The organism is Kitasatospora sp. NPDC040550 (assembly GCF_055594965.1).
In genome coordinates, this window is record NZ_JBVIWC010000006.1 from 275,071 (window position 1) to 290,176 (window position 15,106).

The following is a 15,106-nucleotide window of genomic DNA, read 5'->3' on the forward strand; positions in this document are numbered from 1 at the left end:
TGCTGGTCTCCTTGTGAGTTCGGACGCACGAGACGCCCCGGCTCAGGGGCGTCTCGTGCACGGAGGGTTGTCCGTCCTCCTTCAACTACCCAGCCCAGGCGGCTCCTACCGGCGGCGGGGAGGGGGATCGCCCGCCGCCGGGGTACCGCTCCCTGACCCGGCCCGCCCCCGCGCCGCCGGCGGGCCGTGGTCGCGCAGCTCGGTCAGCACCGCCCAGGCCACCGACACCACCGGAACGGCGACCACCGCGCCCAGCACCCCGGCCAGCACCGCGCCGCCGATCACCGACAGGGCGATCGCCACCGGGTGGATCCGCACCGACCAGCCCAGCACCAGCGGGTGCAGCAGATGGCCCTCGATCTGGCCGATCACCACGATCAGCGCCAGCACCAGCAGCGCGACCACCGGCCCCCGCGCGGCCAGGGCGACCAGTGCGGCGATCGCCAGCGCGATCGGGGAGCCGATCAGCGGGACCAGTGCCGCGACGAACTCCACCACCATCAGCGGCAGCACCAGCGGCACCCGCAGGAGCGCCAGCGCGATGCCGACCAGCGCCGCGTTGGCCGCCGACACGATCAGCACCCCGCGGGTGTACCCGGCGAAGGTGCGCCAGGCGGCCTGCCCGGCCCGGCCCCAGACCGGACGGGCCCGGGCCGGCAGCTGGCGCTGCGCCCAGCTCCACATCCGGTCGCCGGAGTGCAGGAAGAACACCGAGCAGAACACCGCGAGGGCCAGCCCGGTGACCAGCTCGACGGCCCGGCCCGCGCCGCTGAGGGCGGTGGTCAGCAGCGCAGAGCGGTGCGCCGAGACGAACGCGCCGACCTTCGCCCGCAGGTCGGTGACCGTACCCGCGCGCAGGTGGAAGGGGGCGCCGGTGAGCCAGCGGTCGATCCGGCCGAGGCCGCCGCGCAGCTCGTCGCCGATCCGGTTCCACTCGTCGGCGACGTTCGTCCCGACCAGCGCCAGCACTCCGCCGACGACCGCGAGCGCGCACAGGAACGCCACCAGCACGGCCAGTGAGCGGGGCAGGGTCCGGGCCAGCAGGTCGACCAGCGGGCGCAGCACCGAGGTGATCACCAGCGCCACGAACAGCGCGATCACCGGCACCTCCAGGTCGCCGAGCACCCCGACGGCCAGGTAGGCGGCCACCCCGATCAGCCCCAGCCGCCAGACGTACCCGGCGGCGGTGCGCAGCCCGGTCGGCACGTGCTCGGCGGGCGCCGCGGGCCGCGCCCGCCGCACCGCCACCCGGGGCGGGCGGCTGCCGAGCGGCCGGGGGCGCCGGCCCGGCCCGGGGCCGGTCACGCCCACGGGCCGGCGCCCGGCGGCGGGCCGGGGTGCCGTGCGGGACGGTGTGCGGGGCGTCTCACGGCGGGCTCAGCCGGGAGTTCCGTGCGGTTCCGGCTCGTGGGTCGTGCGCGAGTCGCTCATGGGTCCCGCCTCCTCCGTCCTCGGCCTGCTCCCAGCGTCTCCCCGGCACCCGGACTCGCACACCTCGGCGGCGTACCGGGGCCGGGCCCGGGTCGGAGCCGGGGCCGGGCTGCGGCGGTCGGCGTTGTCGTGCCCCTCGGCCATCAGCGCGAGGACCTCGCGTTCGCGCGGGGTCAGGGCGGCCGTCGGGTCCTGGGCGTGCCGGGTGAGGAGCTGTCCGATCACGTCCGGGTCCATCACGGTGCCCCCGCCGCCGCCCGGGACGGTTCCGTGACGCTGGGACGTCGGTCGCCCGCAGTCCGTCACTCGCGGGGCCGCTGCCCCATGCGCCCGGGACACCGGGTGGACGAGACTGCTCCCATGCGGCCGGTCGTGGGCGAAGAGAGGTCGGTCATGGGTGCGGAGAGCGCGGGGAGCGTCCGGTGGCGGCCCCGCCCCGGGCGGGCGGAGCGGCAGCTGGCGACGGCGGGGCTGTGCGCGCTGGTCTGCCTGGCCGCGGGCGGCCTGTGGGCCGGGTACGTGCTGGGCCACCTGGGCACACCGGGGATCGCCGAGCCGACCCGGCACCTGGCGGTGCTCGGCTACGGACTCGCCGCCGTCGCCGGCGGGGTGCTGCTGCACGCCCACCGTCCCGGTCTGGAGCTCGGCTGGGTGCTGCTGGCGTACGGGGGCGCGCTGATCCTGCCGCTCGCCGCCGAGACCCCGGTCTGGACGGAGGTGAGCGACCCGCGCTACGTCGGGTTCGTGGTCGTGCTCAAGTCCGTCGGCTACACCGTCAGCGGCACGATCTGGCAGGCGCTGCCGCTCTGGCTCCCGTACGGCCGGCTGACCGACCGCCGCTGGTGGCTCGCGATCGGCGCGGTGGGCCTGTGGATGCTGCCCCAGGCGAGCTACTACGTCTACCAGCCGACCGTCTTCGGCCGCCCCAACCCGCTCGCCGACAGCACCGTCGCCGACTGGCTGCGGCACTTCAACGGCACCCTGCACATCACCCAGCTGATCGTGTGGGTCGCGCTGACCGCCCTGGTGGTGCTCGTTCCGCTGGCCCGCACCCGGCGGGTGGCCCGGCGCCGCCGACAGCACGTACTGATCGCGATCGCCGTCTACCTGCTCTGGGCCGGCGCCGAGGCCGGCTACTACTTCAACGGCCAGAGCACCGTCTCCTACGCCGCCTACGCGGCCGCCTCCGCGCTGTGGACGCTGACCCTCGCCGCCGTGGTGGTGCGCGACGGCTCCTGGCGGCTGGACCGCTCCGCCCGCCGGATCCTGGTCGGACTGCTGGTCGCCGCCGGGCTGGCGGTCGTCTTCGTGCTGCTGGCCGGGCTGCTGTCCACCATGCTGCTGCCCGGCCGGGGCTTCGGCGCCCTGTGCGTGGTCGCCCTGGTCTTCCTGCTGGCCGGCGGCCTGCCCAGGGGCGTGCGCTGGGCCTCCGGCATCGTCGACCGCTGGTACTACGGCTCGCGCGCCCAGCCGTACCAGGTGCTGCGCAGCCTCGCCGGGCGGGTCAGCCAGACCGTCGACCCGCAGGACGTGCCCGCCGTGCTGTGCGCCACGGTCGGCGACGAACTGCGGCTGCCCGGCGTGGACCTGACCGTCTCCACCCGCGGCGGCGAACGCCGGCTCGCCGCCGTGGGGGAGCACCCGGGCGACGGCGAGCGCTTCGCCCTGGTCCACCGCGGCAGCGAGATCGGCCGGCTCACCGTCGCCCCGCGCCCGGGCCAGCGCACGCTCGACGACAGCGATCGCGACATCCTGCGCTCCCTCGCCGACCAGGCCGCGCCCGCCGTGGCCTCGCTCCAGCTGATGGAGGACCTGCGGGCCAGCCGCGAGCAGATCGTCGCCGCCCGGGAGGAGGAACGCCGTCAGCTGCGCCGCGACATCCACGACGGGCTCGGCCCGATGCTGGCCGGCCTGCGGCTGCGCCTCCAGGGCGCGGCCGCCGTGGACGACCCGGCCTGCTTCGCGGCCGCGCTGGAGGACGTCGCCGACGACCTCGCCACGGCCGTCCGCGAGGTCCGCCGGATCACCGACCGGCTCGGGCCCACCGCGCTCGGCGACTACGGGCTGAGCCGCGCGCTGCGCCGCCTCGCCGACACCTTCAGCGGCGACGAGCTCACCGTCACCGCCCTGTTCGCCCCCGACCCGCTGCCCGGGCTGCCCGCCGCGGTCGAGGTCGCCGTCTACCGGATCACCGCCGAGGCGCTCAACAACGTGCTGCGGCACGCCCGGGCGACCAGTGCCACGGTGACCGTCCTGGTCGACCCGGGGCGGCTGGAGCTCACCGTCGAGGACGACGGACAGGGCCCCGGCCGCGGCGACGCGGGCCACCCGGGGGTGGGGCTGCGCTCGATGAGCGACCGGGCGGCGGAGATCGGCGGCAGCTGCACCGTCCACCCCGTCGCGGGCCTCGGTCAGGGCACCCGGGTGCACGCGGTGCTGCCGCGCAACCCGGCGGTGGCCTGACCGGAGCCGCCGTGACCCGGGCGCGGGTCAGTTGCAGTTCGGCGGGTTCGGGCACGGGGCGTGACCGTGACCGGGCCCCTTGCCGTGACCGCGGCCCCGGCCGTGACCATGGCCGTGACGGTGAGCGCGGCCCCCGCGCTGCTGCGCGCCGGCCGCCCCGTCCTCGGCCCGGGCCTTGCAGCACCGGGCGGCGCGGGCGACCACGACCGCGAGGACGACGACTCCGGCGGCTCCGGCGGCGACCGCCACCGGGTTGACCGATCTGGCGCTCATGGTGTCCTCCGGGAGGGATTGCGCGGGCCGGTCGACCCGCCCCTCCATGGCACCGCCGGGGCTGACCCATCCGCATGGGGCCACGGTCCCGTCCCGGTCCCGGCGCGGCTACGCTCCGTCGCACCCCCAGGCCGCCAGCGTCACCGAGGCCCAGGCCCCGACCCGTTCGGCGAACCCCTCGGCCGGGAAGGTCCCGTCCACCGCGACCTGCTCGATCGTCACCGCGAACCCGCCCCGCGGCGCCTCCCGCACGGGCGGGGCGGACCGGCTCGGCTCCGCCCCGTCCGTCACCCGGTGTGAGTTCGCCCGGCGGGCCCGCCCGACCAGCCGCTCCACCGCCGGCAGCCCGCCGTCGAGGTACGCCCGCAGGAACCCCCGGGCACCCGCCCCGCCGTCCCCGGGCAGTCGGCCCGGATGCTGCAGCAGGAAGCAGGACACCGACACCCCGTGCAACGGCCCCCACGGCTCCGCCCGCGAGTGGTCCAGCGCCAGCAGCCGGTGGAACAGCTCCGGGCACTCCCGCGCACCGCACTCCCCGCAGGTCTCCATCCCCGGCTCCCCCTCGACTCCCGTGCACCCCTGAAACCCGTGACACCCGTGACACCCGTGAGCGTCCCCGACTGCCGCCCGCCACAGGGTAGTTGTCCGACCGAGGGGAGAGCCGCCCGACCACTCGCGGAGGGACTTGTTCCGGTACATCGCGGTGACGCCGTAGCCACTGCGCCGGTAGAGGGCGATGGCCGCCTCGTTGCCGCCGTGGACGTTGAGGGCGGGGTCGGCGAAACCGCTTTTCCGGCGGTAGGGCAACGGTGTGGTACCGCGGTACTACGCGGCGTCCGATGATCAGTCCGCAGTGCCGCGGTTCGGGCCCCGCCGGGCCCTAGCGTGGAACCGTGGGCGGCCGGGAGGGCCCGGCCCCTGAACGTAAGGGCTAGCGATGATCGAGGCGCACCAGCTGACGAAGCGGTACGGGGAGAAGACCGCGGTGGACGGGCTGGACTTCACGGTCCGGCCGGGCGCGGTGACCGGGTTCCTGGGCCCCAACGGGGCCGGGAAGTCGACCACGATGCGGATGATCGTCGGACTGGACGCGCCCACCAGCGGGTCGGTCCGGGTCAACGGCCGCCGGTACGCCGAGCACGCCGCTCCGCTGCAGGAGGTGGGCGCGCTGCTGGAGGCCAAGTCGATCCACCCCGGCCGCTCCGCGTTCAACCACCTGATGGCCCAGGCCCACACCCACGGCATCCCGCGCCGCCGGGTCGAGGAGGTCATCGAGCTGACCGGCCTCCAGTCGGTCGCCCGCAAGCGCGCCGGGGCGTTCTCGCTCGGCATGGGCCAGCGGCTCGGCATCGCGGCCGCCCTGCTGGGCGACCCGGCCACGGTGATGCTGGACGAGCCGGTCAACGGGCTCGACCCCGAGGGCGTGCTCTGGATCCGCAACCTGCTCACCTCGCTCGCCGCCGAGGGCCGCACCGTCTTCGTCTCCTCGCACCTGATGAGCGAGGTCTCGCTGGTCGCCGACCACCTGATCATCGTCGGCCGGGGCCGGCTGCTCGCCGACACCACCGTGCAGGAGCTGGTCCAGCAGGCCGGCGGCGACGTCGTCAAGGTCGCCAGCGCCGACCCGACCCGGCTGCGCTCGGCGCTCGCCGGACCGGACGTGGAGATCACCGGCCGCTCCGGCTCCGAGGAACTGTTGGTCACCGGGCGGACGGCCCGCGAGATCGGCCTCACCGCCGCCGAGCACGGCATCGCGGTGTTCGAACTCACCCCGCGGACGGTCTCCCTGGAGGAGGCGTTCATGGAGCTGACCCGGGACGCCGTCGAGTACCACGGCACCACCACCGTCGAGAGCACCGTCGACACCCAGAGGAGCGCGGCATGACCACGATCGCCCCCAGCCAGACGTCGCCCACGGCCGCCGGCCAGCGCCCCGCCCGCCCCGCCTACAAGGTGACGGCCGCGCGCGTGCTGCGCTCGGAGTGGGCCAAGCTGTGGTCGCTGCGCTCCACCTGGATCACCCTCGGCCTGGCGCTGCTGTTCCTGGTCGCCTTCGGCCTGATCGCGGCCTTCCAGTTCAAGTCGCGGATCACCTCCGGCCGCCCGATGGACCGGGACTTCGCCGACGCCAGCGCGCTCAGCCTCTCCCTGTTCGGCACCAACTTCGCCCAGCTGGCGCTCGGCGTCCTCGGCGTGCTGGTCGCGGCCGGCGAGTACTCGACCGGCATGATCCGCTCCACCCTGGCCGCCGTGCCGCGCCGCCTGCCGGTGCTGTGGTCCAAGGCGGCGGTGTACGGCGTGATCGCGCTGGTGCTCGGCACCGTCGGGGTCTTCGTCACCTTCACCGCCGACAGCGGCATCCTGTCCGGCACCCGGGCGGCGATGACCCTCTCCGACACCGGCGTGGTGCGCGGCCTGCTCGGCGCCGGGCTCTACCTGGGCCTGGTCGGCGTGATCGGGGTCGCCCTCGGCGCCCTGCTGCGCTCGGTGGCCGGCGGCATCGCCGTGCTGGTCGCCTCGCTGATGCTGATCCCCGGCCTGACCTCGCTGCTGCCCACGTCCTGGCAGAGCCACATCAGCCCGTACCTGCCCAGCCACGCCGGTGAGGCGATGTTCGCCCTGCACCACGACTCGACCACCCTCTCGCCGACGGCCGGCCTGCTGGTCTTCCTCGGCTGGACGGTGCTGGCGCTCGCCGGTGCCGCCGTCCGGCTGGTGCGCAGCGACGCCTGAGCCCGGGCGCCCCGGCGCCTGGGAGACTCGCGGTGCGGCGCCGGTCCTTCACCGGTGCCGCGCCGTTCCGTCCGTCCGCCCCCGACCAGCAGGGAGAACCCCCCGGTGAGCGAGGACCACTCCGCCTCCGCCGGCCCGTTCGCGACCACCGACGCGCTGTCCGGCCACCCGCTGTTCGCCCGGCTGGCCCGGATCGGCCAGCGGCTGCGCGAGGCGGACCGCGCCCACCCCTGGGTGCTGGACGCCGCCGTGGTCGCGGTGGTGTTCCTGGTGTTCGGCCTGCCCGACCTGTTGCCCGGCCACGGGGACGCCGGACACGGGGACACCGGGCCGCACGAGCACCGGCTCAACCTGGTCCGGCTCCCGCTGCCGTGGACGCTGCTCCTCCAGGCCGGCCTGGTGCTGCCGCTGCTGTGGCGCCGCCGCCGGCCCACCGCGGCCTTCGCAGTGATCATCGCGGTGTTCGTCGTGCAGTGGTCGCTGGGCGTGGGCCTGCGCGCCGACGCGGCCCTGCTGGTGGCGCTCTACAGCCTGGCCCTGCACGGCCGGCTGCGGAACCTGGCCTGGTCCTGCCTGCTGATGGTCGGGGCGATGGCGCTGGCCGCGGTCGAGGTCTCCGGCGGTGGACTGCCGGTCGGGGACGCCCTGTTCTTCCTGGTCAGCGCCGCCACCGCGGGCGTCGCCCTGGGCATCGCGGTGCGCATCCGGCGCGCCCAGCTGGCCGGGCTGCGCGAGCGGGCGGCCCGGCTGGAGATCGAGCGCGACCAGCGCAGCCGACTGGCCACCGCCACCGAACGCACCCGGGTGGCCCGCGAGATGCACGACATCATCGGCCACAACCTGTCCGTGATCGTCACCCTGGCCGACGGCGGCGCCTACGCCGCCCAGACCTCCCCCGAACGCGGCCGGGAGGCGCTGCAACTGATCGGCGAGACCAGCCGCCAGGCGCTCGGCGAGCTGCGCCGGATGCTCGGCGTGCTGCGCGACCAGGCCGACCAGGCCGCCGAGTTCAACCCCCAGCCCGGCATCGCCGACGTGGACGGCCTGTGCGCCCGGATCCGCGCCGCCGGACCGCAGGTGGTGTACACCGTCTCCGGCGACCCGGACCGGCTGGACCGCGGCGTCCAGCTGATGGCCTACCGGATCGTCCAGGAGGCCCTCACCAACACCCTCAAGCACGCCGGACCGGACACCCGGGCGCACGTCACCCTGACCGTCGACGCCACCCGGCTGCGGGTGCGCGTCCAGGACGCCGGCCCGCCCGGCGGCGCCCGCCCGCCGGCCCGCCCGGACGGCGAGGGGCACGGCCTGGCCGGGATGCGCGAACGCGCGGCCCTGTACGGCGGGAGCGTCACGGCGGGCCCCGGCCCTGGGGCAGGATGGACCGTGGAGGCCGTACTGGACCTCACCCCCGAACCGACAGGCGGCCACCCGTGACCACCGTCCTCATCGTGGACGACCAGCCACTCCAGCGCTACGGCTTCCGGATGCTGCTGGAGAGCCAGCCCGACACCGAGGTGGTCGGCGAGGCCGCGCACGGCGCCGAGGCCGTCCGGCTCACCGCCGACCTGCGGCCCGACGTCGTCCTGATGGACATCCGGATGCCCGGCATGGACGGCATCGAGGCCACCCGCCGGATCGTCGCCGAAGGCGGGCGCTCGCGCATCCTGGTGCTCACCACCTTCGACCTGGACGAGTACGCGCACGCCGCGCTGCGCGCCGGGGCCAGCGGTTTCCTGCTCAAGGACGCGCGGCCGGAGGAACTGCTCGCCGGGATCCGGGCGGTCGCCGAGGGCGACGCCGTGGTGGCCCCGGCGATCACCCGGCGGCTGCTCGACGCCTACGCCCACCACCTGCCGGTCCGCCCGGTCGGCGCGGCGCCCGTCGAGGACCCGCGGCTGGAGGCGCTGACCGAGCGCGAGCGGGAGATCCTGGTGGCCATCGCCCAGGGCTGGACCAACAACGAGATCGCCCAGCGGCTGGTGCTGGCCGAATCGACCGTCAAGACGCACGTCAGCCGGGTGCTGGCGAAGATCGGCGCCCGGGACCGGGTGCAGGCGGTGATCTTCGCCTACGACCGCGGGCTGACCCGGCCCAACCCGCCGATCACCAACTGACCCGGTGGCGGCGGCCCGGGGCCGCCGTCCTGCGGCCCCGGGCGCCCGTCGCCGTGCTACGCCGGGCTGGTGCTGGGGGAGGCCAGCGGTGCCCGGCCGGGGTGCGGGACGGAGCCCGGCAGGCCGTGGCCGGTGCGGTCGTCGGTGTGCCAGGACTGCGACTGGAAGGCGAGGAACACCGCCGTCCAGCGGTTCTCGTCCGGCAGGTGGATCAGCAGGGCGCCGTCCTGGTACACCCCGTCGTCCTTGCGGAACGGCCCGCTGTTGCCCTGGTTCATGTGCACGTCGTGCACGCCGTTGCCGGGCAGGAAGCCGAACACCTTGTCCGGGACGCCGGGTTCGGGCCCGAAGCGCTGGCCGAACACGTAGACGGCGGCGGCCCGGTCGGCGATCGCGTGCTGCACGTAGTGGTCGAGCAGGTCGGCGAGGTCGTTGTCCGGGCCCGGCAGGTCGGGCGGCAGCGCGTGCATCGCCGAGTGGTCGAGGAGCTTGCCGCGGACGAAGTCCAGGCTCGCGGTGCCCGGCCGGGAGTCCAGTGCCGTCCAGCCGCTGCCGGCGGCCGGGAGCAGCGCGGTGACCGGGTGCCGGAAGTCCTCGTCGGCGAGGTAGAGCAGGTTCGAAGGGGCCTGCTGGGAGAGCACGTTGACGGCCGCGCGGTAGTCGGTCCCGGCGGCGTCGCGCAGGTGGATCTGGTAGTGCGGGGTGCCGGTGGCGCCCTCGCGGCGCCGGTCGACGGCGGTGGCGGCGAGCACGCCGTAGGTGGCGATGGGCATGGGGCGGTTCCTCGGGTGGGGTCGGCCAGGAGCTCCTCCGTTATCGCCCACGGGCCGGGTGCGGTACCGGGGAATCGGCGATTGTTCACCTTCCGTCCCCCGGACGGGTAGCGGCGGCACCGAACGTTGACGAGAGCGCCGGACCGGGGCGTCAGGCCGGGTCGGCCGGCACCGGGGTTGCCGCGTGGGCGTGGCCGGCCCGGCCGCGCAGCAGTTCGGCGGTTTCGGCGGTGAGGAAGGCCGTCACGGCGGAGACGATCAGCAGCGGCATCGCGTTCGCCGCCTGCCCGCCCAGCAGCATCGCGGCCAGCACCGTGCTGGTCACCGGCAGCTTCGTCACGGCCGCGCCGGAGGCGGCCAGCCCGGCGGCCAGCGCCGGTGCGGTGCCCAGGCCCGGCAGCGGCGCGCAGGCCACCCCGAGGGCGGCGCCGATCAGGATCGCGGGGAAGATCGGCCCGCCGCGCAGGCTGCCCAGCGCGATGCCCCAGCCGAGCGTCTTGCACAGCACCAGCGCCAGCAGCGCGCCGACCGGCCAGGCGGCCGGATCGGCGGCGAGCGCGCCCAGGGTGGCCTGGCCGGAGAGCGCGGCCTCCTCCGGGGAGCGGCCGGTGAGCAGGGCGTACGCGGCGAGGCAGCCGCCCACCGCGAGCGCGCAGCCGACCGTGCGCAGCGCCGTCCGCTGGGCGTTGGTTCCGCCCGTGAACGCCTTCACCCGCCGGCCGAGGGCCTGCCCCGTCACGCAGACCAGCGCGACCGCGACCGCCAGCGGCACGCCCCACAGGAAGTCCCCGGGATCCGGGGTGCCGGTCGCGGGTACGTGCGGCAGCGAGAGCGCGCCGATCGACAGGCCGGTCCAGTGCCCGAAGCCGGTGAACACCAGGGCGCCGACGCCGCTGGCGAGCAGGCAGGGCAGGATCAGCGCGACCAGTTGGGGGCCGCCCAGCCCGGCCGCCTCGATCATCATCACCGCGGCCACCAGCGGGCTGCCGAAGATGGTGGAGATCGCCGCCGCCGCCCCCGCCGTGCCCAACACCGGTACCACCCGCGGGTTCCGGGCCCGGACGGGCGGCCGGACGGCGAGCAGCGCGAGCCCGCCGCCGAGCGCCATCAGCGGCGCCTCCGGGCCGAGCACCGCGCCGAGCGGCAGGCAGGCGAGCGCGGCCAGCACGACCCCCGGTACGTCCCGGGGCAGGCTGGGCGCGCCGCCGAGCCCGTCCACCGGCACGTGGCCGCCGCGCCCGGGCAGTCGGGTGACGATCGGGGCGAGCAGCAGCCCGGCCAGGGCCAGCGCGGGCAGCGGCCACCACCAGGGCGCCCGGTCGAACCCGGCGGCGTCCGGCAGGCTCTCCCAGATCCAGTGCTGGAGTTCGTGCTCCAGGCCGACGAACCCGAAGGCGACCAGCGAGATCGGGACGCCGACCAGCACCGCGACCAGCAGCAGCCCGAGGTAGCCGCGGTGCAGCAGCACCTCCCGCAGGGTGGGGCCGCCGCCCTGCCGGGGCGGCGTGGCGGGCGGCTCGGGCTCCGGCATGACCGCTCCTTCGGGTTTCTCAGGTGGCTGGCCCCGTCCTGCGACCGAGTCTCGCCGGGGGCCGCCCGCCCCGCACGGTGTGCCGCCCGTACGGGCACGGCACGGGGAAGCGGGCACCCGCCGCGGTGGCGGCGGGTGCCCGCGAGGGGCTGCGGATCAGCAGCCGGTGCTGATCTCGCGGAAGTCGGCGTAGTGGTCGTCGCTGTAGTAGACGCGGTGGGTCACCGCGTCGCGGACGAGGCGCTCGGCGTCCCGGTGGGTGTTGGCGGTGGGGCGGGGGTTGACGTCGTACTCGTGGTAGGTGGTGGCGTGCGGCAGGTCGCCGCTGCGGTTGCCGTACGGGTTGCCGCCGCGGATGAAACCGCCGTCCGGCAGGCGGTAGGTGAGGGGTTCCGGGGTGGTCGGCCACGCCAGCTCGCGCCAGATCTCGCACGCCTGGGCGACCTGCGGCGGGAAGCCTTCGAGCGGCAGCGGCGGCTGGAGGAGCGCGGCCGGGGCCCGGGTGGCCGTGACGGCGTGCGCGGGCACGGCGGCCGGGGCGAGGCCGACGGTGACCAGCAGGGCGAGCGCGGCCCTGGCGAGGCGGGTGCTCACAGGTTCTTCTCCAGGGCTGTCAGGTAGTTGCGCATGACGTGGTCGCGGACGCCCTCACCGGTGGGCTCGAAGGCGGCGGAGGTCAGGCCCCTGGCGCGGTTGGCGAGGCCGGAGAGCAGACCGCTGGCGCCCTCGTGGACCGTTCCGGCCGAGTCGATGAAGCGCAGGGCGCCGACGTGGGTGAAGGCCGGTTCGGGCGGCAGCTGGGGGACGATGTCGTTGTTGTTGACGAAGCGGTAGCTCCGGCCCTGGAGGGCCCGGTCGTACGCGGCGCTGAGCAGCCGGTCGCAGGTGCGGGGCTGGCCGAAGGTGTACACGCCGTCGGCCGTCAGCCGGGGGTCCTCCAGGCGGAGGCGGGCGGCGGCGAGCATGGCGAGCGCGCCGCCGAGGCTGTGGCCGGTGAGCCAGACGGTCTGCTCGTCGGCGCGGAGTTCGGTGAGGGTCTTGAGGACGTCCGGGAAGATCGATTCCAGCGCCTCGGCGAAGCCGTAGTGGACGTAGCCGGTCCCGGCGGGGCCCGGCCAGGGCGGGGTGGTGGAGTCGGTGAGCCAGTCGCGGATCTCCCTGGGTTCGGTGCCGCGGAAGGCGACCACGATCATCCGGTCGCTCGCCATGGTGTACGCCTGGGTGTCCTGGAGCGGGAACGGCGGGGTGAACCGGGTGTCGTGGTGGCGCACGGTGTCGAAGCCCCAGTCGCGGGCCTGCCGGTCGACGGTGGCGTCGTTCTGGTAGGCGAGGTTCGAGGCCTTGGCCAGCCAGTAGGCGTGGGCGAGGCTGTAGCCGGTCGCGCTCTGGTCGAAGGTGGTGGGTACGGCCACGGAGGGGCCGCCTTTCGGTGGGGGACGGCGGTCCTCCGTTGGTAGCGGATGCGTCCTCGGTGGTCGGGGCGGCAGCGCCCGCGGGTCACTCGAACGGCGCCGAGGTGCCGCACGAATCGATCCGTATGGGTACCTGTCGTCTGATATCAGGCCGACCGCTGAGACCACGCCCCGCCGACCCTCCCGGACTCCGGGCCGGCCCCCGGGCCGAACCACGCACGGTGCTTGGGAGGGAACGGATTCGTTCACTAACATTGGCCGTAGGCCTGGTGAACAGGGAACCCCCGGAAGGTGTGCAGCCATGTCCGCTGAATCCCGAAGCGCTGCGGGCGGCACCGTCGGAACAGGATTCGGCACCGTGCGCGTGGCGCCGGCCGCCGCGGTCCGTCGGCGCGGCGAGGCGCTGGAGAGCGCCATCTACGGGGCGGCCCTCCAGCAGCTCACCACCGACGGCTACGCCCGGTTGACCATGGAGGGCGTGGCCGCCGCCGCGCAGACCGGCAAGGCCGCCCTCTACCGGCGGTGGTCCTCCAAGGAGGAGCTGGTGATGGACGCGCTGCGGGCCGCCCTGCCCCCGGCCCGTCCGGCCCCGGACACCGGGAGCCTGCGCGGGGACCTCCTGGAGGTGGTGGCCGGGCTGCGCACCGCGATGTTCAGTGACCTGGGCGCCGCCGTCCGCGCGATCATGAGCGAGATCGACCACCAGCGCGCCCGGGTCTTCCTGGAGCTGGTGCAGGAACGGGTGGTCGACCCCACCACCGCGCTGATCGCCGAGGTGCTCGACCGGGGCGCCGCCCGGGGCGAGGTCCGCCCCGGAGCGGTCACCCCGTTGGTCACCGACGTGGTGCCGGCCCTGATGCTGTACCGGATCAAGCTGTGCGGCGGGGGCGCCGTGGAGCTGGACCCGGCGGAGATCGTCGACGAGGTGCTGCTGCCGATCGTCCGCCGGTGACTCCGGGCGTCCGGAGTCACCGGGGCGCGGGTCTCAGGCCCCGCTGTGGCGCAGCATGTCCTCGCGCTCGACGACCTTGACCCGCTCGCGGTCCTCGGCCTGCCCGAGTTCGCGCTCGTGGGCGTCGAGCTGCTTCCAGCCGTCCCAGGTGGTGAAGCGGACGCCGCGGGCGCGCAGGTGCTCCTCGATCCCCGCCGGGTCGGGCTCGGTGGCGCCGGGCAGCCGGCCGGTGGCGTGGTCCTCCAGCAGGCACGCGATGGTCTCGTTGGCGTCGCCCTTGGTGTGGCCGATCAGGCCGACCGGGCCGCGCTTGATCCAGCCGGTGACGTAGACGGCGGTGACGTGCGAGCCGTCGCCGTCCAGCACGCGGCCGGCCTGGTGCGGGACGGTGCCGGAGACCGGGTCGAAGGGCAGCTTGGGCAGCTCGTCGGAGTAGTAGCCGACGGCGCGGTAGACCGACTGGACGTCCCAGTCGGTGTGCCGGCCGGTGCCGCGCACGTTGCCGGTGCCGTCGAGCTCGGTGCGCTCGGTGCGCAGGCCGACGACCTTGCCGTCCTCGCCGAGGACCTCGACCGGGGACTCGAAGAAGTGCAGGTAGACCCGGTGCGGGCGGTCGCCGACGTCACGGATCGCCCAGTTCTCGACGGTGGCGGCGACCAGGTCGACGTGCTTGACGGCGCGGCGCTCGGCGATCGAGCCCTCGTCGTACTCGATGTCCTCGGGGTTGACGATGACCTCGATGGTGGGCGAGTGGTCCAGCTCGCGCAGCTCCATCGGGCTGAACTTGGCCTGGGCCGGGCCGCGGCGGCCGAAGACGTGGACCTCGACGGCGCGGTTGCCCTTGAGGCCCTCGTACACGTTCGGGGGGATCTCGGTGGGCAGCAGCTCGTCGGCGGTCTTGGCGAGGATCCGGGCGACGTCCAGGGCGACGTTGCCGACGCCGAGGACGGCGACCTTCTCGGCCTCCAGCGGCCAGGTGCGCGGCACGTCCGGGTGGCCGTCGTACCAGGAGACGAAGTCCGCGGCGCCGTAGGAGCCGTCCAGGTCGATGCCCGGCAGGTCGAGCGAGCGGTCCGCCATCGCGCCGGTGGAGAAGACCACGGCGTCGTAGTGGCGGTGCAGGTCGTCCAGGGTGAGGTCGGTCGGGTAGTCGACGTTGCCGAACAGGCGGACCTGGGGCTTGTCGAGGACATGGTGCAGGGCGGTGACGATGCCCTTGATCCGCGGGTGGTCGGGGGCCACGCCGTAGCGGATCAGGCCGAACGGGGCCGGCATCCGTTCGAACAGGTCGATCGAGACGCCGGGCGCCTTCGCGGCGTCGGACTTGAGCAGGGCGTCGGCGGCGTAGATCCCGGCGGGGCCGGCTCCGACGATGGCGACTCGGATCGAGCGGGTCATGCGGGTGAATCCTCCGGGCGGAC

At 75.2% G+C, this 15,106-nt stretch carries 15 protein-coding genes; 6 read left to right on the plus strand and 9 right to left on the minus strand.

The window, feature by feature from the left end; translation table 11 throughout:
* Nucleotides 1-105: 105 nt before the first annotated feature.
* A complete protein-coding gene (locus ACZ58X_RS12235; RefSeq protein WP_470333591.1) occupies nt 106-1,311 on the minus strand; it encodes an AI-2E family transporter in 1,206 nt (401 codons plus the stop codon).
* Nucleotides 1,312-1,377: 66 nt separating this feature from the next.
* Nucleotides 1,378-1,656 (minus strand): hypothetical protein, encoded by a 279-nt coding sequence (locus ACZ58X_RS12240; protein ID WP_470333592.1) that lies wholly within the window; start codon nt 1,654-1,656, stop codon nt 1,378-1,380.
* Nucleotides 1,657-1,824: 168 nt separating this feature from the next.
* Here ACZ58X_RS12240 and ACZ58X_RS12245 point away from each other — a divergent pair, with 168 nt between their 5' ends.
* Entirely contained in the window at nt 1,825-3,894 is a 2,070-nt protein-coding gene (locus ACZ58X_RS12245) for a sensor histidine kinase (RefSeq protein WP_470333593.1), read from the plus strand.
* A 27-nt stretch (nt 3,895-3,921) separates the two neighbouring features.
* On the opposite strand, the gene ACZ58X_RS12250 is transcribed toward ACZ58X_RS12245, so the two are convergent.
* Together ACZ58X_RS12250 and ACZ58X_RS12255 are read right to left on the minus strand one after the other, a co-directional pair.
* Nucleotides 3,922-4,167 (minus strand): hypothetical protein, encoded by a 246-nt coding sequence (locus tag ACZ58X_RS12250; RefSeq protein WP_470333594.1) that lies wholly within the window; start codon nt 4,165-4,167, stop codon nt 3,922-3,924.
* A 108-nt stretch (nt 4,168-4,275) separates the two neighbouring features.
* Entirely contained in the window at nt 4,276-4,716 is a 441-nt protein-coding gene (locus tag ACZ58X_RS12255; RefSeq protein WP_470333595.1) for a DUF5946 family protein, read from the minus strand.
* Between the two features lie 388 nt (nt 4,717-5,104).
* Between ACZ58X_RS12255 and ACZ58X_RS12260 the strand changes: the two genes are divergently transcribed.
* From ACZ58X_RS12260 to ACZ58X_RS12275, 4 genes are all read left to right on the plus strand, one after another.
* Nucleotides 5,105-6,052, plus strand: coding sequence for an ABC transporter ATP-binding protein (locus ACZ58X_RS12260; RefSeq protein WP_380522268.1), 948 nt, complete (start codon nt 5,105-5,107; stop codon nt 6,050-6,052).
* A complete protein-coding gene (locus ACZ58X_RS12265) occupies nt 6,049-6,900 on the plus strand; it encodes an ABC-2 transporter permease (protein WP_470333596.1) in 852 nt (283 codons plus the stop codon). The genes ACZ58X_RS12260 and ACZ58X_RS12265 overlap by 4 nt, the downstream gene beginning before the upstream one ends.
* A 105-nt stretch (nt 6,901-7,005) precedes the next feature.
* Complete coding sequence (locus ACZ58X_RS12270) at nt 7,006-8,337, plus strand: sensor histidine kinase (protein ID WP_470333597.1); 1,332 nt, start codon at nt 7,006-7,008, stop codon at nt 8,335-8,337.
* Nucleotides 8,334-9,017: a response regulator gene (locus ACZ58X_RS12275; protein WP_470333598.1), complete on the plus strand. Its 684-nt coding sequence runs from the start codon at nt 8,334-8,336 to the stop codon at nt 9,015-9,017. The genes ACZ58X_RS12270 and ACZ58X_RS12275 overlap by 4 nt, the downstream gene beginning before the upstream one ends.
* A 56-nt stretch (nt 9,018-9,073) precedes the next feature.
* Here the strand turns inward: ACZ58X_RS12275 and ACZ58X_RS12280 are convergent, their stop codons facing one another.
* From ACZ58X_RS12280 to ACZ58X_RS12295, 4 genes are all read right to left on the minus strand, one after another.
* Nucleotides 9,074-9,790, minus strand: a complete 717-nt coding sequence (locus ACZ58X_RS12280) for a DUF2278 family protein (RefSeq protein ID WP_470333599.1) — start codon at nt 9,788-9,790, stop codon at nt 9,074-9,076.
* 151 nt (nt 9,791-9,941) lie between these two features.
* On the minus strand, nt 9,942-11,321 hold the full coding sequence (locus ACZ58X_RS12285) for a chloride channel protein (protein ID WP_470333600.1): 1,380 nt from the start codon (nt 11,319-11,321) through the stop codon (nt 9,942-9,944).
* Between the two features lie 156 nt (nt 11,322-11,477).
* A complete protein-coding gene (locus tag ACZ58X_RS12290; RefSeq protein WP_470333601.1) occupies nt 11,478-11,915 on the minus strand; it encodes a ribonuclease domain-containing protein in 438 nt (145 codons plus the stop codon).
* A complete protein-coding gene (locus ACZ58X_RS12295) occupies nt 11,912-12,733 on the minus strand; it encodes a lipase family protein (protein WP_470333602.1) in 822 nt (273 codons plus the stop codon). Before ACZ58X_RS12295 ends, ACZ58X_RS12290 begins: the two co-directional genes overlap by 4 nt.
* A 301-nt stretch (nt 12,734-13,034) precedes the next feature.
* Between ACZ58X_RS12295 and ACZ58X_RS12300 the strand changes: the two genes are divergently transcribed.
* Nucleotides 13,035-13,685 carry a TetR-like C-terminal domain-containing protein gene (locus ACZ58X_RS12300; protein ID WP_470333603.1) on the plus strand — a complete coding sequence of 217 codons (651 nt, stop codon included), beginning with the start codon at nt 13,035-13,037 and terminating at the stop codon, nt 13,683-13,685.
* A gap of 33 nt (nt 13,686-13,718) precedes the next feature.
* Here ACZ58X_RS12300 and ACZ58X_RS12305 read toward each other — a convergent pair whose 3' ends face one another.
* Entirely contained in the window at nt 13,719-15,083 is a 1,365-nt protein-coding gene (locus ACZ58X_RS12305) for an FAD-dependent oxidoreductase (protein WP_470333604.1), read from the minus strand.
* Between the last annotated feature and the right edge of the window lie 23 nt (nt 15,084-15,106).